At 63.8% G+C, this 18,209-nt stretch carries 13 protein-coding genes and 1 pseudogene; 8 read left to right on the forward strand and 6 right to left on the reverse strand.

Annotated features, from left to right (window positions below; translation table 11 throughout):
• Nucleotides 1–140 precede the first annotated feature (140 nt).
• Nucleotides 141–569, forward strand: a pseudogene (locus CAG34_RS29280) (sterol desaturase family protein); the annotation flags it as partial.
• Nucleotides 570–1,070: 501 nt separating this feature from the next.
• On the opposite strand, the gene CAG34_RS21930 reads toward CAG34_RS29280, so the two are convergent.
• On the reverse strand, nt 1,071–1,715 hold the full coding sequence (locus CAG34_RS21930; RefSeq protein WP_085704029.1) for a DedA family protein: 645 nt from the start codon (nt 1,713–1,715) through the stop codon (nt 1,071–1,073).
• Between the two features lie 213 nt (nt 1,716–1,928).
• Here CAG34_RS21930 and ppk1 point away from each other — a divergent pair, with 213 nt between their 5' ends.
• Entirely contained in the window at nt 1,929–4,172 is a 2,244-nt protein-coding gene (gene ppk1 / locus CAG34_RS21935; protein WP_085592377.1) for a polyphosphate kinase 1, read from the forward strand.
• Here the strand turns inward: ppk1 and ppx are convergent.
• Nucleotides 4,159–5,661, reverse strand: coding sequence for an exopolyphosphatase (ppx, locus tag CAG34_RS21940; RefSeq protein WP_085592489.1), 1,503 nt, complete (start codon nt 5,659–5,661; stop codon nt 4,159–4,161). The genes ppk1 and ppx overlap by 14 nt on opposite strands.
• Nucleotides 5,662–5,917: 256 nt before the next feature.
• Here ppx and trxA point away from each other — a divergent pair, with 256 nt between their 5' ends.
• The 5 genes from trxA (at nt 5,918) to CAG34_RS21965 (ending at nt 11,413) form a co-directional block, all read left to right on the forward strand.
• Nucleotides 5,918–6,244, forward strand: coding sequence for a thioredoxin TrxA (gene trxA / locus CAG34_RS21945; RefSeq protein WP_012274768.1), 327 nt, complete (start codon nt 5,918–5,920; stop codon nt 6,242–6,244).
• 373 nt (nt 6,245–6,617) lie between these two features.
• On the forward strand, nt 6,618–7,877 hold the full coding sequence (gene rho, locus CAG34_RS21950) for a transcription termination factor Rho (protein WP_003253661.1): 1,260 nt from the start codon (nt 6,618–6,620) through the stop codon (nt 7,875–7,877).
• A 205-nt stretch (nt 7,878–8,082) separates the two neighbouring features.
• Complete coding sequence (gene ubiD / locus CAG34_RS21955; RefSeq protein ID WP_025341062.1) at nt 8,083–9,549, forward strand: 4-hydroxy-3-polyprenylbenzoate decarboxylase; 1,467 nt, start codon at nt 8,083–8,085, stop codon at nt 9,547–9,549.
• The gene (locus CAG34_RS21960) at nt 9,549–10,517 is read left to right on the forward strand and encodes a CDP-6-deoxy-delta-3,4-glucoseen reductase (RefSeq protein WP_025341061.1); all 969 of its coding nucleotides are present in this window, start codon (nt 9,549–9,551) and stop codon (nt 10,515–10,517) included. The genes ubiD and CAG34_RS21960 overlap by 1 nt, the downstream gene beginning before the upstream one ends.
• A gap of 245 nt (nt 10,518–10,762) precedes the next feature.
• Nucleotides 10,763–11,413 carry a gamma-glutamylcyclotransferase gene (locus tag CAG34_RS21965; protein ID WP_025341060.1) on the forward strand — a complete coding sequence of 217 codons (651 nt, stop codon included), beginning with the start codon at nt 10,763–10,765 and terminating at the stop codon, nt 11,411–11,413.
• A gap of 132 nt (nt 11,414–11,545) precedes the next feature.
• On the opposite strand, the gene CAG34_RS21970 is transcribed toward CAG34_RS21965, so the two are convergent.
• Nucleotides 11,546–12,523: an NADPH:quinone oxidoreductase family protein gene (locus tag CAG34_RS21970; RefSeq protein WP_085592379.1), complete on the reverse strand. Its 978-nt coding sequence runs from the start codon at nt 12,521–12,523 to the stop codon at nt 11,546–11,548.
• Nucleotides 12,524–12,692: 169 nt separating this feature from the next.
• On the opposite strand from CAG34_RS21970, the gene CAG34_RS21975 reads away from it, so the two are divergent.
• Nucleotides 12,693–13,097 (forward strand): flagellar basal body-associated protein FliL, encoded by a 405-nt coding sequence (locus CAG34_RS21975; protein ID WP_025341058.1) that lies wholly within the window; start codon nt 12,693–12,695, stop codon nt 13,095–13,097.
• Nucleotides 13,098–13,380: 283 nt separating this feature from the next.
• Here the strand turns inward: CAG34_RS21975 and CAG34_RS21980 are convergent, their stop codons facing one another.
• The 3 genes from CAG34_RS21980 to CAG34_RS21990 are packed head-to-tail and all read right to left on the reverse strand — an operon-like array spanning nt 13,381 to nt 18,171.
• On the reverse strand, nt 13,381–14,493 hold the full coding sequence (locus CAG34_RS21980; protein ID WP_075046716.1) for an ABC transporter permease: 1,113 nt from the start codon (nt 14,491–14,493) through the stop codon (nt 13,381–13,383).
• Between the two features lies 1 nt (nt 14,494).
• The gene (gene rbbA, locus CAG34_RS21985) at nt 14,495–17,215 is read right to left on the reverse strand and encodes a ribosome-associated ATPase/putative transporter RbbA (RefSeq protein ID WP_085592381.1); all 2,721 of its coding nucleotides are present in this window, start codon (nt 17,213–17,215) and stop codon (nt 14,495–14,497) included.
• Entirely contained in the window at nt 17,212–18,171 is a 960-nt protein-coding gene (locus CAG34_RS21990) for an HlyD family secretion protein (protein WP_085592383.1), read from the reverse strand. The genes rbbA and CAG34_RS21990 overlap by 4 nt, the downstream gene beginning before the upstream one ends.
• Nucleotides 18,172–18,209 lie beyond the last annotated feature (38 nt).

Below are 18,209 nucleotides of genomic sequence, written 5' to 3' on the forward strand. Positions count from 1 at the left end.
TGGCCGACCGTGTGCGCGGCCAGCGCAACTTCACCCTGGCCGACTCGATCAACAGCCTCAGCACCGGCGCGCTGTCGACCAGTACCGGATTGCTGACCAAAGGGGTGGGGCTGGTGACCTATGCCCTGGCGTTCGAGCACATGGCGTTGCTGCGCCTGCCGCCGCAGGCCTGGTGGGTGTGGCTGCTGGCCTTTGTCCTGTACGACTTCTGCTACTACTGGCTGCATCGTCTTGGCCACGAGCGCAACGTGCTGTGGGCTGCGCACTCGGTGCATCACCAGAGCGAGGAATACAACCTCACCACGGCGCTGCGCCAGACCAGCAGCGGGTTCATCTTCTCGTGGCTGTTCTACCTGCCGCTGGCGTTGCTCGGTGTGCCGCCGCTGGTGTTCATCACGGTGGCGTCGCTCAACCTGCTGTACCAGTTCTGGGTGCATACCCGGCACATTCCCAAGCTGGGCTGGCTCGAGTGGGTGTTGATCACGCCATCCAACCATCGCGTCCACCATGCGCAAAATCCTGCTTACTTGGATCGCAATTACGGCGGCGTGTTCATTCTCTGGGATCGTCTGTTCGGCACCTTCAAAGAGGAAGACCCGGCCGAGCCGGTGGTGTTCGGGGTGACCACGCCGCTGGCCAGCTGGAACCCGCTGTGGGCCAATCTGCAGTTCTATGCCCAGCTCTGGCACGACGCCCGTCGCGCCGGCAGCCTGTGGGACAAACTGCGCATCTGGTTCATGCCCACCGGCTGGCGCCCGGCCGATGTGGCCGCACGCTATCCGCAGGCCAAGCAGGACCTGGCGTTGTTTCGCAAGTTCGAGGTTGCCCTGGGCCGTGCGCAGCAGGCCTATGTGGCGGCGCAATTCGTGGGTTACGTGGCGCTGGGCAGCTATCTGATGGAGGTGGCCGAACGCGTGCCAACCGCCGCCCTGGTACTCGGCTGGGCGCTGATGGCGTTTGGCTTGTTCGTGCTGGGCGCGTTGCTGGAGAACCGGCCATGGGCCGTGCGCCTGGAGCTGTTACGGCTGCTGGCGAATGCGCCGGCGCTGTACCTGGCCGGCGCGCTGGGCCTAGCGGTGGTCGTGCCGCTGGCCTGGTTGCTGCTCGTGGCTTACAGCCTGCTCAGCCTCTGGGGCCTGGGCCTTGCCCGCCGCCTTGCGCTCCGCGCGCAACGTGCGGAAGCGCCGGCGCAGCCACAGCAGGCCGCCCAGCGCCAACAGGCCACCGAGCACCCATAGCTCGTAGCGCTTCACGTTGCCCAGCAGGCCTTCGAGGATGGCGCCGAAGTGATACGCGGCCGCGCCCAGGGCCACTGCCCAGATGGCAGCGCCAAGACCATTCAGCAGCAGATAGCGGCGTGGCGGGTAGCCGGACAGGCCAATGGCCACCGGCATGACCGTGCGCAGGCCATAGACGAAGCGGAAACTCAGTACCCAGATGTCGGGGTGGCGACGGATGTGGTCCAGCGCCCGGTCCCCCATCGCCTGCCAGCGCGGTTTGCGTGCCAGGATCCTGCGCCCGTGGCGACGGCCCATGAAGTACCACAGCTGGTCGCCGGCATAGCTGCCGAAAAACGCCACCAGGCACACCAGGTTGATGTCCATGTAACCGCGGAACGCAAGGAATCCCGCAAGCACCAGAATGGTCTCGCCTTCGAAGAAGGTGCCTAGAAAAAGGGCGAAGTAGCCGAAATCCTGCAGGAATTGTTGAAGCATTTTCTGAGGTGCTGGCGAAATGAACGCGAAGCCTACCCCTTCGCGCGCGTTCGTGAAAGTGTCCAAATGTGTCTCGACATGAACAATTCCTGCTCGGAGAATGCCAGAAGCCACGCGCCATGGCTTGCCCTGGCATGTAACACAGGCGTCATAATGGGCGCTTATCTTGCCGCTCAATAGATGATAGGGCGTTAACGTCCTCAGGAACGCCAGATGAATAATGAAGTGCTAACCCCTGTCGCGATCAAGGATGCCCAGGAGCTCCCCGAAGAGATGGTGCAGACCCCGCCAGACCTGCCGCCGGCGCCTCTGCCAGCCGCGGAACCGGTGGCAGAGCCTGCGGCTCCGGCACCCGCGCCGGCCCCTGCAATCATCATCCCAGGCCTGGACGACAGCAGCCTGTACATTCATCGCGAACTCTCGCAGCTGCAGTTCAATATCCGTGTGCTGGAACAGGCGCTGGACGAGAGCTACCCACTGCTCGAACGCCTCAAGTTCCTGTTGATCTTCTCCAGCAACCTCGACGAGTTCTTCGAGATCCGTGTCGCCGGCCTGAAGAAGCAGATCAACTTCGCCCGTGAACAGGCCGGTGCCGACGGCCTGCAGCCGCACCAGGCGCTGGCTCGCATCAGCGACCTGGTGCACAGCGAAGTGGAGCGCCAGTACGCGATCCTCAACGACGTGCTGCTGCCAGAGCTGGAAAAGCACCATATCCGCTTCATCCGCCGGCGTTACTGGACACCCAAGCTCAAGACCTGGGTGCGCCGCTACTTCCGCGACGAAATCGCCCCGATCATCACCCCGATCGGCCTCGACCCGACCCACCCGTTCCCGCTGCTGGTGAACAAGAGCCTCAACTTCATCGTCGAACTCGAGGGTGTCGACGCCTTCGGCCGCGATTCGGGCCTGGCGATCATCCCGGCCCCGCGCCTGCTGCCGCGGGTCATCCGGGTGCCGGAAGAGGTGGGTGGCCCGGGCGCCAACTATGTGTTCCTGTCGTCGATGATTCATGCGCACGCCGACGACCTGTTCCAGGGCATGAAGGTGAAGGGCTGCTATCAGTTCCGCCTGACCCGTAACGCCGACCTGGCGCTGGACTCCGAAGAGGTCGACGACCTGGCCCGCGCCCTGCGCGGCGAGCTGTTCTCGCGCCGCTACGGTGACGCTGTGCGCCTGGAGGTGGCCGACACCTGCCCGAAACACCTGTCGGACTACCTGCTCAAGCAGTTCAGCCTCAGCGAAAGCGAGCTGTACCAGGTCAACGGCCCGGTCAACCTTACCCGCCTGTTCAGCATCACCGGCCTGGACAGCCACCCCGAGCTGCAGTACACGCCGTTCACCCCGGCGATCCCCAAGCTGCTGCAGAACGCCGACAACATCTTCAGCGTGATCGGCAAGCAGGACATCCTGCTGATGCACCCGTTCGAGTCCTTCACCCCGGTGATCGACCTGCTGCGCCAGGCCGCCAAGGACCCGCACGTGCTTGCCGTGCGCCAGACCCTGTACCGCTCCGGGGCCAACTCGGAAATCGTCGACGCGCTGGTGGACGCAGCACGTAACGGCAAGGAGGTCACTGCGGTGATCGAGTTGCGGGCGCGCTTCGACGAAGAGTCCAACCTGCAGATGGCCAGCCGCCTGCAAGCGGCCGGTGCGGTGGTGATCTACGGCGTGGTCGGCTTCAAGACCCACGCCAAGATGATGCTGATCCTGCGCCGCGAGCAGGGCGAGATCGTGCGTTATGCGCACCTGGGCACTGGTAACTACCACGCCGGCAACGCCCGCCTGTACACCGACTACAGCCTGCTGACCTCCGACGACGCCCTCACCGAGGACGTCGGCAAGCTGTTCAGCCAGCTGATCGGCATGGGCAAGACCCTGCGCATGAAGAAACTGCTGCACGCGCCGTTCACCCTGAAGAAGGGCATGCTCGACATGATCGCGCGGGAAACCCAGTTCGCCCTCGAAGGCAAGCCGGCGCATATCATCGCCAAGTTCAACTCGCTGACCGACGCCAAGGTCATCAAGGCGCTGTACAAGGCCAGCCAGTCGGGCGTGAAGATCGACCTGGTGGTGCGTGGCATGTGCTGCCTGCGCCCAGGCATTCCGGGGGTTTCGCACAACATTCAGGTGCGCTCGATCATCGGCCGCTTCCTCGAGCACACGCGGGTGTTCTACTTCCTCAATGGCGGCGAAGAGCAGATCTACCTGTCCAGTGCCGACTGGATGGAGCGCAACCTCGACAAGCGTGTCGAGACCTGCTTCCCGGTGGAAGGCAAGAAGCTGTTGCTGCGGGTGAAGAAGGAGCTGGAAGGCTACCTGACCGACAACACCCACGCCTGGACCCTGCAGCCGGACGGGCGCTACGTGCGCAGCACGCCGACCGGCAACCAGAACCCGCGCAGTGCCCAGGCGACCCTGCTGGAGCGCCTGAGCAACCCGGTCCTCAACGTACGCTGAGGACGAAGCCGACCCGGGCCAGCCACTCCGCCTCGTTGGCGAAGTCGGCCTGGGTCAGCTGGTTCTGTTCCAGCCAGCCCTCGGGGAAGGCCACATCGAGGCTGCTGTCGGCAGCCTTGAGTTCGACCTTCGGCATCTGCTGGTTGCCACGGATGTGGTGGAACAGGATGGCGAAGCGCAGCAGCACGCACAGGCGCAGCAGCTTGACCCCTTCCTCACCCAGCTCGGCGATCTTGTCCTTGGGGATGTTGCGGCGGTGGCCGCGCACCAGCAAGGCCATCATCTGCTGGTCCTCGCGGGAAAAACCCGACAGGTCGGAGTGTTCGATCAGGTAGGCGCCGTGCTTGTGGTAGTGGTAGTGGGCGATATCCAGGCCGATTTCGTGCACTTTCGCCGCCCAGCCCAGCAGATCGCGCCAATTCCCGTCTTTGAGGTCCCACGCTTCGGCCACTTGGTCGAAGGCGTGCAATGCCTTGCGCTCGACGCGCGCAGCCTGGCCCTGGTCCACGTGGTAGCGTTCCATCAGCGAGTTCAGAGTGCGTTCGCGCACGTCTTCGTGGTGGTGGCGGCCCAGCAGGTCGAACAGCACGCCTTCGCGCAGGGCGCCGTCGCAGTGGTCCATGCGCTGCAGTTCCAGGGCATCGAAGATCGCTTCGAGAATCGCCAGGCCCGCCGGGAAGATAGTGCGGCGGTCCGGCTTGACGCCTTCGAAGTCGATCTTGTCGACCTCACCCAGCTTGAACAGCTTGCGCTTGACCCAGGCCAGCCCCTCGGCGTTGACCTCGCCATTGCCCAGGCCACCTGCCTTGATGGCGGCGCCGATGGCACGAATGGTACCGGACGAGCCGATGGCCTCGTCCCAGGTCAGGCGGTGCAGGGCATTCTCGATGCTCATCAGCTCGAGGCGCGCGGCGGTGTAGGCCTGGGCGTAGCGGGCCGGGGTGATCTTGCCGTCGCGGAAGTAGCGCTGGGTGAAGCTGACGCAGCCCATCTGCAGGCTTTCGCGCAGCAGCGGCTCGAAGCGCTGGCCGATGATGAACTCGGTACTGCCGCCGCCGATATCGGCCACCAGGCGCTTGCCGGGTGTATCGGCCAGGGTGTGCGACACACCCAGGTAGATCAGGCGCGCTTCTTCACGGCCGGAGATCACTTCGACCGGGTGGCCAAGGATGGCTTCGGCGCGCTGGATGAATTCGTTGCGGTTGCGCGCTTCGCGCAAGGCGTTGGTACCCACGATGCGCACCGAGCCTGCCGGCATGCCGTTGATCAGTTGGGAAAAGCGCTTGAGGCAATCCAGGCCTCGTTCCATTGCCTCTTCACTGAGCTTGCGTTCTTCGTCGATGCCAGCGGCCAGCTGAACCTTCTCGCCGAGCCGCTCGAGAATGCGGATTTCGGTATGGTGGGCCTTGGCCACGACCATGTGAAAGCTGTTGGAGCCAAGGTCGATGGCGGCGATCAGGGACAGGTTCTTCGCGATGGTTTGCGGCATGATCTGGTTGTTCTCGGTCGTTAACCCGGCAATCGTGCCACGATAGCAGGCTGTCGCCAACGCGTGGTACATAGCCGTTGAGCTGGCCTTGATGCAAGGCAATGTGCCATTCGATGCTATGACGTTTGTATGACAGTTTCGATTCGTGGCGTCTTGCACAACTATAGTTACACTCAATCGTCCGCGGCTTCCTGTAGGAGACGGGTGCGGCTATGATGGGCAACGTTTTTTATTGCTTACGACCTTGGAGATTTCCATGAGCGACAAAATCAAACACGTCACCGACGCCAGCTTCGAAGCCGACGTACTGCAGGCTCAAGGCCCGGTGCTGGTCGACTACTGGGCTGAATGGTGCGGCCCATGCAAGATGATCGCTCCGGTTCTGGACGACATCGCTGCTACCTACGAGGGCAAACTGACCGTCGCCAAGCTGAACATCGACGAGAACCAGGAAACCCCGGCCAAGCACGGCGTGCGTGGTATCCCGACGCTGATGCTGTTCAAGAACGGCAACGTCGAAGCCACCAAGGTCGGCGCCCTGTCCAAATCGCAGCTGGCCGCGTTCCTCGACGCCCACCTGTGATATGAAAAAGCCCCGCAGATGCGGGGTTTTTTTTGCCTCTGCAAAGGCAGTCTTGCCCATGTAGGAGCAGCCTTGTGCTGCGAAAGGGCCGGTAAGGCTGACGTTGTCGCTGCGGCTGATGGCCTCTTCGCAGCACAAGGCTGCTCCTACTGACAGGTGTGTTGCAGCAGAAAATGGCAGGGCAAAACCACTAGACGTCGAAAAAAGCAAGTGTTACATTCGGCCTCGCACTGCTTCTCCAGTGCCCTCTACACGCCGTCGCCGAAGCATCCCTAATTCGAATCAGTACGCGATCCTGTCGCCATCTAGCGGCGCGGCCTCATTAAGCCAGAAGCTTAATTCTCCCTTCTTACATGATTACGTCACTCCCCTTATGAACCTGACTGAACTCAAGCAAAAGCCGATTACCGATCTTTTGGAAATGGCCGAACAGATGGGCATCGAAAACATGGCCCGTTCGCGCAAACAGGACGTGATTTTCGCCCTGCTGAAGAAGCACGCGAAAAGCGGCGAAGAGATCTCGGGTGACGGCGTGCTGGAGATTCTCCAGGATGGTTTCGGTTTCCTGCGTTCGGCTGATGCGTCCTACCTGGCCGGCCCTGACGATATCTACGTCTCGCCCAGCCAGATCCGCCGCTTCAACCTGCGTACCGGTGACACCATCGTCGGCAAGATCCGCCCGCCGAAGGAAGGGGAGCGTTACTTCGCCCTGCTGAAGGTCGACACCATCAACTTCGACCGCCCGGAAAACGCGAAGAACAAGATCCTGTTCGAAAACCTGACGCCGCTGTTCCCGAACAAGCGCCTGAAGATGGAAGCCGGTAACGGCTCCACCGAAGACCTGACCGGCCGCGTCATTGACCTGTGCGCCCCGATCGGCAAAGGCCAGCGTGGCCTGATCGTTGCTCCGCCGAAAGCGGGCAAGACGATCATGCTGCAGAACATCGCGGCCAACATCACCCGTAACAACCCCGAGTGCCACCTGATCGTCCTGCTGATCGACGAGCGCCCGGAAGAAGTGACCGAAATGCAGCGCACCGTGCGCGGCGAAGTGGTTGCCTCCACCTTCGACGAGCCGCCAACCCGCCACGTGCAGGTTGCCGAAATGGTGATCGAGAAGGCCAAGCGCCTGGTCGAGCACAAGAAGGATGTGGTCATCCTGCTGGACTCCATCACCCGTCTGGCGCGTGCCTACAACACCGTGATCCCGAGCTCCGGCAAGGTACTGACCGGTGGTGTCGACGCCCACGCCCTGGAGAAGCCAAAGCGCTTCTTCGGTGCCGCGCGTAACATCGAGGAAGGCGGTTCGCTGACCATCATCGCCACCGCGCTGGTCGAAACCGGCTCGAAGATGGACGAAGTGATCTACGAAGAGTTCAAGGGCACCGGCAACATGGAGCTGCCGCTGGACCGCCGCATCGCCGAGAAGCGCGTGTTCCCGGCCATCAACATCAACCGTTCCGGTACCCGCCGCGAAGAGCTGCTGACCGCCGACGACGAACTGCAGCGCATGTGGATCCTGCGCAAGCTGCTGCACCCGATGGACGAAATCGCCGCCATCGAGTTCCTGGTCGACAAGCTCAAGCAGACCAAGACCAACGACGAGTTCTTCCTGTCGATGAAGCGCAAGTAAGCGTTTCAGGCCAGGCAGTAATTGGGGCCGCTTTGCGGCCCTTCGCGGGCACGCCCGCTCCCACAGGCTCAGTGTGATCCTTGTGGGAGCGGGCGTGCCCGCGAAGGGGCGCGAAGCGGCCCCAATGCATTTTTGCCCCCAAACAAAGCCCGAACGGCGCTACACTCTGCACCCCCGACCGATACGGCCAACACGAGGCTCCTGCATGCAGTATCGCGACTTGCGCGACTTCATCCGTGGCCTGGAACAGCGCGGCGAGCTCAAGCGCATCCAGGTTCCGATCTCCCCCGTCCTGGAAATGACCGAGGTCTGCGACCGCACCCTGCGTGCCAAGGGCCCTGCATTGCTGTTCGAAAAGCCCACCGGCTTCGACATCCCGGTGCTGGGCAACCTGTTCGGCACCCCGGAGCGCGTTGCCATGGGCATGGGCGCCGAGTCGGTCGATGAACTGCGGGAAATCGGCAAGCTGCTGGCCTTCCTCAAGGAGCCTGAGCCGCCGAAGGGCCTGAAGGATGCCTGGTCCAAGCTGCCGATCTTCAAGAAAGTCGTGTCGATGGCGCCGAAAGTGGTCAAGGACGCGGTGTGTCAGGAAGTGGTGGTCGAGGGGGACGATGTCGACCTCGGCGCTCTGCCGATACAGCACTGCTGGCCGGGCGACGTGGCGCCGCTGATCACCTGGGGCCTCACCGTCACCCGCGGCCCGAACAAGGACCGCCAGAACCTGGGCATCTACCGCCAGCAGGTGATCGGCCGCAACAAGGTCATCATGCGCTGGCTCAGCCACCGTGGCGGGGCCCTGGACTACCGCGAATGGTGCGAGAAGAACCCTGGCCAGCCGTTCCCGGTCGCCGTGGCCCTGGGCGCTGACCCGGCCACCATCCTCGGCGCCGTGACCCCGGTGCCGGACACCCTCTCCGAGTACGCCTTCGCCGGCCTGCTGCGCGGCAACCGCACCGAACTGGTCAAGTGCCGGGGTAGCAACCTGCAGGTACCAGCCACCGCCGAAATCATCCTGGAAGGTGTGATCCACCCGGGCGAAATGGCCCCGGAAGGCCCGTACGGCGACCACACCGGCTACTACAACGAAGTGGACAGCTTCCCGGTGTTCACCGTCGAGCGCATCACCCACCGGCAGAAACCGATCTACCACAGCACCTACACCGGCCGCCCGCCAGATGAGCCGGCGATCCTCGGCGTGGCGCTGAACGAAGTGTTCGTGCCGATCCTGCAGAAGCAGTTCCCGGAAATCGTCGATTTCTACCTGCCGCCGGAAGGCTGCTCGTACCGCATGGCGGTGGTGACCATGAAGAAGCAGTACCCGGGCCACGCCAAGCGCGTGATGCTGGGTGTGTGGTCGTTCCTGCGACAGTTCATGTACACCAAGTTCGTTATTGTCACCGATGACGATATCAATGCCCGCGACTGGAACGATGTGATCTGGGCCATCACCACACGCATGGACCCCAAGCGTGATACGGTGATGATCGACAACACCCCGATCGACTACCTGGACTTCGCGTCGCCGGTATCCGGGTTGGGGTCGAAGATGGGCCTGGACGCCACGCACAAGTGGCCGGGCGAGACTACACGCGAATGGGGACGGGTCATCGTCAAGGACGAAGCCGTCACCCGCCGTATCGATGAGCTGTGGGATCAGTTGGGAATAGATTGATGCAGGTAACGTTGCAGCCGTCCGGGGCGGTGCTGGCGCTCGAACCCGGGGAACGGATCCTGGATGGAGCGCGGCGGCTGGGCTATGACTGCCCGAACAGCTGCCGCAATGGCAATTGCCATGTCTGCGCCGCGTTGTTGGTCGAAGGCCGGGTACGCCAGGACGGTGAAGTCCGCGACCATGGCGAGCTGTTCACCTGCATTGCCGAACCGCTGGAGGACTGCGTGTTGCTCTGGGATGGTGTGCTCGCCCTGGGCGAGTTGCCGGTGCGCAAACTGGCGTGCAGTGTCAGTGAGTGCGTCGAGGTCGGTGGCGACGTCTGGCGCGTGCGATTGCGCGCGCCGGCTGGCAGGCCGCCGCGCTACCACGCGGGGCAGTACCTGATGATCGAGCGCGAAGGCGGCAAGCAGGCGGCGTTTTCGCTGGCTTCCGCACCCCATGCCGGGCGCGAGCTGGAGCTGCATGTGCTGGCGCGCGAGCCCAGTGCGGTGCAACTTATCGAGCAGCTCAAGCGCGACGGCCTGGCGCGCATCGAAATGCCGTTCGGCGACACCCACCTGGCCGAGTTGCCCGACGGGCCGCTGGTGCTGATAGCTGCTGGCACCGGCATGGGCCAGATGCACAGCCTGGTCGAGCATTGCCGGGCTCAGGGTTTCAAGCACCCGGTGCACCTGTACTGGGGCGTGCGCCGGCCCGAGGACTTCTACCAGATCGAGCACTGGGACGAATGGCAGCGCCTGCCCAACCTGTTCCTGCATCAGGTGGTCAGCGACCTGTGCGGCTGGGAAGGCCGTTGCGGCATGCTGCATGAGGCGGTCTGCGAGGACATCGCCGACCTCAACAGCGTGCATGTATATGCCAGCGGCTCGCCGAACATGATCTATGCCACTCTCGACGCCCTGGTCGAAGCCGGCATGGATGCGCACCGCATGCGCGCCGATGTGTTTGCCTACGCACCACGCGGCTAATAACCGAAGTTTGAAAGTATGGGTATAAGGCGGTAATTGTTACCGCCTTGGCTAATAACTTTCACAGTTGCCGAAACAGTACTTTCCAGTCGTCGGGAGCGCGGATGAAACTCTGGCGCAAGGGCTTGAGTATTCCTGCATTTCTGTCCTATGGTTACTGCAAGCGCCCTTGGTACAGAGGCTGGGGGCGCATCGTAATCGAATCTCGCTACATCCGTAGTTCACAGGGATAATGGCGGCAGCTTATGTCGGCACTTGAAAGTATGTCCTGGGAAGTTTCATATCCACCGACACTCGACTTCGGTCAGCAACATACTCGCGAACAGTTGTTCAATTCCATGAAGACAACCATGTCTCGCCATCAGGGTGGGCCGGTGTGGCTGTTCGCCTATGGTTCGTTGATCTGGCGACCGGAGTGCAACTCGGTGGAGCGCCAACGCGCGCGGGTACATGGTTACCACCGTGGTTTGTACCTGTGGTCGCACGAACACCGCGGCACCCCGGAAACCCCTGGGCTGGTGTTCGGCCTGGACCGTGGGGGCTCCTGCAGTGGTTTTGCCTACCGGCTGGATGAAAGCAGCCTGGACGAGTCGCTGATGGCCCTGTGGCAGCGCGAGATGCCGTACCCGGCGTACCGGCCGCACTGGCTCAGTTGCCGGTTGGGTGATGGCAGCAAGGTGCAGGCCCTGGGCTTCGTGCTGGAGCGGCATCTGCCGTGCTATGCCGGGAACCTGCCGGACACCCTGCTCAGCCAGATCCTGGCCAGTGCCAAGGGGCGCTATGGCACCACGCGTGATTATGTCGAACAGACCTTGAATGCCCTGCGCAGCCACCAGATGCCCGATCGCAACCTGGAGGCGCGGTTCAGGCGCTGCCATAACCTGCGCGAAGTTTGATTAGTCTGTCAGGGCCCTATCGCCGGCAAGCCGGCTCCCACAGGTACTCCACTGGCCTTGGAAACTGTGGAGATCCTGTGGGAGCTGGCTTGCCGGCGATAGGGCCCTGACAGGCAACAGATTTCTCAATCCTTACCTGACCAGCACCACCAACTTACCCACAGCCTGACGCTGCCCCAACTTTTCAATGGCAGCCCCTGCCTCAGCCAGTGGATAAGTCTGCGACACCAGCGGCTTCAACTTGCCTTCGGCATGCCATGCAAACAGCTGCCGGAAGTTGGCCGCATTGTCCTCCGGCTGACGCTGGGCAAACGCCCCCCAGAATACCCCGAGCACCGCCGCGCCCTTGAGGAGCACCAGGTTGGCCGCCAGCTGCGGGATGGTCCCGCTGGCAAAACCCACCACCAGCAACCGGCCATTCCAGGCCAGCCCGCGCACTGCCTGCTCGAACAACTCGCCACCCACCGGGTCGTAGATCACATCCACGCCCTGGCCGCCGGTCAGGCGCTTGATCTCGTCACGCAGGCTGGCCTGGCTGTAGTCGATCAGTTCATCCGCGCCGGCTGCCTTGGCCACGGCCAGTTTTTCCGCACTGCTGGCGGCCGCGATCACCCGCGCGCCCATGGCCTTGCCGATCTCCACCGCCGCCAGGCCGACGCCGCCGGACGCGCCCAGCACCAGCAGGGTCTCGCCCGCCTGCAACTGGCCGCGCTGGCGCAGGGCGTGCATGGAGGTGCCGTAGGTCATGCCGAATGCCGCTGCGGTGGTGAAGTCCATGCTCGGCGGGATCGGCAGCACATTGTAGAACGGCACCGCCACCTGCTCGGCGAATGCACCCCAGCCGGTCAGCGCCATGACCCGGTCGCCGACCTTGAACGCGCCGGCCTTTTCCCCGACGGCGGCCACCACGCCCGCTGCCTCGCCGCCGGGGGAGAACGGCAACGGTGGCTGGAACTGGTACTTGCCTTCGATGATCAGGGTGTCGGGGAAGTTGACCCCGGCGGCCTGCACATCCAGCAGGATCTCGTTTTTCTTCGGCACCGGGCTGGCCACCTCTTCCAGCACCAGGTCGCGCGCCGGGCCCAGGGTTTTGCACAACACAGCTTTCATCGGGGCTATTCCTTTGCGGGTCGTGGCCGATAAGTGTAGGAGTGCCGCCTGCCCGGTCAACGAGCATGGGGCGCCCTGATGTGCAGGCATAAGTGGCGGCACAAGCCCGGGCTTGGGTTTGAGCGGCATGCTGGGTAAGCTGGCGCCAACTGTATTGAGGAGCAAATTCGTGAAAGCGTGGATCTTGATGGTGCTGGCGCTGCTGCTGCCGGCTGCGGCCATGGCCGAGGAAGCCAAGGAAGGGGCGCCGAAAGTCGCCTACATCAGCCTGAGCCCGCCCTTTGTCGGCAACTACGCCCTCGACGGCAGCCCGCGGCTGCGCGTGTACAAGGCCGACGTGGCACTGCGCGTGACCGGCGACGAAGCCGCCAAGGCGGTGAAGCACCACGAGCCGCTGATCCGCAACCAGCTGGTGGCGCTGTTCACCCAACAGTCGGTGGACAGCATGAGCAACGTCGAAGCCAAGGAGCACCTTCGCCAGGAAGCGCTGAAACAGGTGCAGCAGGTGATGGAAGCCGAAGAGGGCAAGCCGATCGTTGAAGACCTGCTGTTCAACAACCTGATCGTGCAGTGACCTGAAGCACTGTGAGGTCGATTGCTGGTGAGCTGGATTGAAGTCAGGCTTACCACGGTTGTAGGACCTTTCCGTCTTTCCTGTAAGCCCGCCAGTTTTCGGTTTCTGAAGCCAAGGCGAAGCTAAAATGAGCCTGTTCCCGTAAGGGGCTTGCAAGACTCTGCGGATCCTGGTTCAACCAGCAATTACAGAGCCGGGCAGGTGTATGGCGATGACAAGCCGACCTGTCTGTGAGTAGGGCGCCGAAAGGCGCCCTTTGTCTTTGTGCTAGATCCCAATTGGATCAGGACGCCAGGCTTCGGCGAAACCGCGCCAGCGCCACGCCGAAGAACACCAGCCCGATCACGGCCAGCGCCAGGATGTCCGGCCACACCACCGTCCAGCCGGCATCACGGAACAGGATTGCGGCGCCAAGGCTGACAAAGTGCGTCGACGGCGACCCTTGCATCACCCACTGCAGCCACTGCGGCATGCTGTCCAGCGGTGTGCTGCCGCCGGACAGCAACAGCATCGGGATGATCACCGGGATTGCCAGCAGGCCGAATTGTGGCGTCGAGCGCGCCAGGGTGGCGAGGAAGATGCCCAGTGCGGTGCTGGCGAACAGGTACAGCGCGGTCACGGCCAGGAACAGGCCCATCGAACCGGAGAGCGGCACGCCAAGCGCGCCCTTGACCACCACCACCAGCGAAATCCAGGTGCAGATCACCACCACCAGCGCGTTGCTGGCGATTTTCGCCAGCATGATTTCCAGCGCGGTCAGCGGCAGCACCAGCAGGTGGTCGAGGGTGCCGTGCTCGCGCTCGCGCAGCAACGCGGTGCCGGTGAGGATGATCGCCAGGATGGTGATGTTGTTGACGATCTGGATTACCGCCAGGAACCAGCCACCCTCCAGGTTGGGGTTGAACAGGGCCTTGGCGTTGATTAGCACCGGGCTCTGCGTGTTGTTGCGCTGGCTGTAGTCGAGCAACTCGCGTTCGAAGATGCGGCCGATATAGCCGGCCCCCATGAACGCCTGGCTCATGGCCGTGGCGTCGACATTGATCTGCAGTTCCGGCGAGCGCCCGGCCAGCAGGTCGCTTTGGAAATTCACCGGCACGTTGATCACGAAGGTGTACTGGCCGCTGTCCATGGCCTGGTCCAGGCGCCCCGGGGCCAGCGGCACGGCGGGCTGGAATTCGGGTGGTTGCAGGGCTTCGCCGAGCTTGCGTGACAGCAGGCTGTGGTCTTCGTCCACCACCGCGACGCTGGCGTTGTGCACGCCGATCACCGAGCCGGCTGCGGGCATGTAGATGGCCACGCTGAAGGCATACAGCAGGAACAACAGCAGCACGCTGTCATGGCGCAGGCTGGTCAGCTCTTTCAGGCCCAGGCGCAGGGTGTGGTTCAGGCGCGACATCTCAGGCCTCCTGCTTCTTCAGCATGGCCAGGCTCAGGCCGGTGAACACAACAAAGAAACTGAGCAGGATCAGGCACTGCGGCCACAGTTCGCGCAGGCCCAGCGCCTTGGTGAAGGTGCCGACCGCGATATCGAGGAAGTAGCCCGCCGGGAACAGCTGGCCCATCACCGCCGCCGCGCCGTCCAGCGAGGAGCGTGGCACGATCAGCCCGGAAAACTGGATGGTCGGCAGGCTGGTGATGATCATGGTGCCCAGGATGGCGGCGATTTGTGTGCGGGTGAAGGCCGAGATCAGCAGGCCCAGGCTGGTGGTCGCCAGCAGGTAAGCGACGCCACCACAGGCCAGGGCCAGCACGCTGCCCTTGAGCGGCACGGCGAACAGCCAGCGGTTCATCGCCACCAGCAGCGCCAGGTTGACCAGGCTCACGGCCAGATAGGGCATCTGCTTGCCGAGCAGAAACTCCAGGCGGGTGAGGGGTGTGGCGTAGAAGTTGGTGATGGAGCCGAGCTCTTTCTCGCGGACGATACCCAGCGCGGTGAGCATGGCCGGGATGAAGGCCAGGATCAGCGCCATTACTCCCGGGCCGATGGCGTTCACGCTGACCACATCCTGGTTGTAGCGAAAACGGGTTTCCAGACGCACCAGGTCCTGGCGCGGCTGCGGCTGTGGGTTGGCCTTGGCCAGTTGCTCAAGGTTGGCCTGATGCACGGCTTCCACGTAGTTGCGGCTGGTTTCCGCGCGGAACGGCATGCCGCCATCGAGCCAGGCAGCCACCACCGGTTGACGCCCGGCGTACAGGTCGCGGCCAAAGCCGGGGGGGATTTCCAGCGCCAGTTTGATTTCCGAGCGCTGCAGGCGCTGGTGCATTTCGCGGGTATCGCGGATGGGCGCCTGTTCGGCGAAATAGCGTGAACCACGGAAAGCTTCCAGATAGGCCCGGCTTTGTGGGCTCTGGTCCTGGTCGTGTACGGCGAAGGCGAGGTTTTCCACATCCAGCGAAATGCCATAGCCGAAGATCACCATCATGAACACTGCCCCCAGCAGGGCGAAGGCCAGGCGTACCTTGTCGCGCAGCAGCTCCTTGCCCTCACGGCTGGCCACCGCCAGCAGGCGACGCAGGCTGAAACCCTGGCGCAGCGCCGGCGCAGGCGTGGCGGCCTGTTCCAGCACGGCGTTGTCGGTGGCTTGCGGCGCCAGTTCCTGGGCCTGTTCCAGGCACCGTACGAACGCGTCTTCCAGGGTGTTGCCTTGGTACTGGCGTTGCAGGGTACCCGGCGTGTCGCAGGCCAGTACCCGGCCTGCATGCATCAGCGAGATGCGGTCGCAGCGTTGGGCTTCGTTCATGAAGTGGGTGGAAAGGAAAATGGTCACGCCCTGCTCGCGTGACAGCTCCACCAGCAGGCGCCAGAAGTCGTCACGGGCAGCCGGGTCGACGCCGGAGGTGGGTTCGTCGAGGATCAGCACTTCCGGGCGGTGCAGCACCGCCACCGCCAGTGACAGGCGCTGGCGCAGGCCGAGGGGCAGGGCGCCGGATGGCTGGTCGGCGATGGCACCCAGGTCGAAGCGCTCGATCAGTTCGTCGATACGCTGGGCGCTCTCGGCCTTGGGCAGGTCGAACAGGCGGGCATGCAGGGTCAGGTTCTGCCGGGTGCTGAGCTCCCCATACAGCGAAAAACTCTGCGACATGAAACCGACCCGCTTGCGCGTGGCCAGGTCGCTGGCATCCACCGGGCGGCCGAGCAAGCTGGCGCTGCCTTCGCTGGCCGGCATCAGGCCGGTGAGCACTTTCATGGTGGTGGTCTTGCCGCAGCCGTTGGAGCCCAGGAAGCCAAAGATCTCCCCGCGGCCAATGGCGAAGCTGACCTTGTTCACTGCCGTGAAATCGCCAAAGCGCAGGGTCAGGTCGTGGGCCTCGATGGCGACCGAGGTGTCAGTGGCCGAGCACGGTGGAATGATGAGCGGAGGGTGTTGTGCCTTGCCCGCACCTTGGTAATGGGTGAAGGCGTCGTCCAGCTTGCCACTGGGGGTGACTGCGGCAAGCTCATGGCTGGGGCCGGCGGCCAGCAGGCGGCCGCCATCGAGCATCAGGCAATGCTCGAATTGTTCGGCCTCCTCCATGTAGGCGGTGGCCACCAGCAAGGTCAGTTGCGGGCGTTGCGCGCGCACCTGTTCGACCAGCTCCCAGAAACGCCGCCGTGACAGTGGGTCGACGCCGGTGGTCGGTTCGTCGAGGATCAGCAGGTCCGGCTCGTGGATCAGCGCGCAGCACAGGCCCAGCTTCTGTTTCATGCCGCCCGACAGCTTGCCCGCCGGGCGCTGGGCAAAGCGCTGCAGGTCGGTGGCCTGCAGCAGGTTGGCCATGCGCTGTTCGCATTCGCGGCGGCCGAGACCGAACAGGGTGGCGAAAAAGCGGATGTTCTCGCTGATCGACAGCTCCGGATACAGGTTGTTGCCCAGCCCCTGCGGCATGAACGCCACTTTCGGGTACAGCGCCGCGCGATGGCGCCGCTGGCGGATCGAGCCACCCAGCACCTGCAGTTCGCCCTGTTGCAGGCGCTTGACGCCGGCGATCAGCCCCAGCAGGGTCGATTTGCCAGCCCCGTCAGGGCCGATCAGCGCGCAACGGGTGCCCGCCGGCAGGCTGAACCCGAGGGGATTCAGGGCCACCAGATCGCCGTAGCGATGGCTGATACCTTCGGCCAGCAGTGCCGGGGCGTTCATTGCAGGTTGGCCGGCCAGTCCACCTCAGCCGTGCGGACATAGCCGGCGCCTGGCATGCCCGGCTTGGCCTGCGGTACGGCGCCCGGGTCGGTCAGGCGCAACTTGACCCGGAACACCAGCTTCTGCCGCTCGTCGCGGGTTTCCACCTGCTTGGGGGTGAACTGGGCCTTGGCCGCGACAAAGGCCACCTTCGCTGGCAGCGCCCGCTCGGGCAGGGCGTCGAGCACGATCCGCGCCTGGTCGCCGACGGTCAGCCGGCCGCTGGTGGAGGCGGGCAGGTAGAGGTTCATGTACTGGTCGCTGGGGTCGATCAGCATCAGTACGCGGCCGCCGGCACCCAGCACTTCACCGGGCTCGGCCAGGCGCAGCTGGATGATGCCGTCGATCGGTGCGCGCAGGCTGCTGTCGTCGATCTCGCTGGTGAGCTGCGCCACCTGGGCCTCGGCGGCGGCGATGGCAGCCTTGATCGCCGCCAGTTGGGCGCGGGCGGCGACCACGGCGGCGTTGGCCGTGTCGAAGCGAGCCTGCTGTTGGTCGAGCAACTGCTGGCTGGCGTATTTGCGCTGGAAGATCTCGCGCACGCGCTTGAGCTCCTGGCTGGCCAGCAGCAGTTCGCTCTGGCGCAGCTGCACGCTGGCCTGGGCGGCGGCGTAGTTTTCCCGAGCGCGCAGCACTTCGGCTTCGGCCTGGCTGCGCTGGGCTTCCATGGTACGGGTGTCGATGCGCGCCAGCAGCTGGCCGCGAGTTACCTTGTCACCTTCGTCGACCAGCACTTCGGCCAGGCGGCCGGGGATTTTGCTGGCGATCTGCACTTCGGTGGCTTCCAGGCGGCCGTTGCCCATGCTCAGGCCTTCGGGCAGCTGGTCGTGGAGCGACTTCCAGTACCCCAGCCCACCGGCTGTTGCGAGTAGGGCGATCAGCGCGGTGGCGAAGATCCTTGGGGCGTATCGGTTCATCGGTCTGCATCCTTGCGGTCATGCACACTGCATCATGG

Source organism: Pseudomonas sp. B14(2017) (assembly GCF_002113255.1).
GTDB lineage: Bacteria > Pseudomonadota > Gammaproteobacteria > Pseudomonadales > Pseudomonadaceae > Aquipseudomonas > Aquipseudomonas putida_Z.

Bases quoted from the DNA above. Each gene is read 5' to 3' on its own strand.
- CAG34_RS21930 (WP_085704029.1), bottom strand. From the start codon at position 1,715: ATGCTTCAACAATTCCTGCAGGATTTCGGCTACTTCGCCCTTTTTCTA.
- rbbA (WP_085592381.1), bottom strand. From the start codon at position 17,215: ATGAACGCCCCGGCACTGCTGGCCGAAGGTATCAGCCATCGCTACGGC.
- CAG34_RS21970 (WP_085592379.1), bottom strand. From the start codon at position 12,523: ATGAAAGCTGTGTTGTGCAAAACCCTGGGCCCGGCGCGCGACCTGGTG.
- ubiD (WP_025341062.1), top strand. From the start codon at position 8,083: ATGCAGTATCGCGACTTGCGCGACTTCATCCGTGGCCTGGAACAGCGC.
- CAG34_RS21980 (WP_075046716.1), bottom strand. From the start codon at position 14,493: ATGTCGCGCCTGAACCACACCCTGCGCCTGGGCCTGAAAGAGCTGACC.
- CAG34_RS21965 (WP_025341060.1), top strand. From the start codon at position 10,763: ATGTCGGCACTTGAAAGTATGTCCTGGGAAGTTTCATATCCACCGACA.
- CAG34_RS21990 (WP_085592383.1), bottom strand. From the start codon at position 18,171: ATGAACCGATACGCCCCAAGGATCTTCGCCACCGCGCTGATCGCCCTA.
- CAG34_RS21960 (WP_025341061.1), top strand. From the start codon at position 9,549: ATGCAGGTAACGTTGCAGCCGTCCGGGGCGGTGCTGGCGCTCGAACCC.
- trxA (WP_012274768.1), top strand. From the start codon at position 5,918: ATGAGCGACAAAATCAAACACGTCACCGACGCCAGCTTCGAAGCCGAC.
- ppk1 (WP_085592377.1), top strand. From the start codon at position 1,929: ATGAATAATGAAGTGCTAACCCCTGTCGCGATCAAGGATGCCCAGGAG.
- ppx (WP_085592489.1), bottom strand. From the start codon at position 5,661: ATGCCGCAAACCATCGCGAAGAACCTGTCCCTGATCGCCGCCATCGAC.
- rho (WP_003253661.1), top strand. From the start codon at position 6,618: ATGAACCTGACTGAACTCAAGCAAAAGCCGATTACCGATCTTTTGGAA.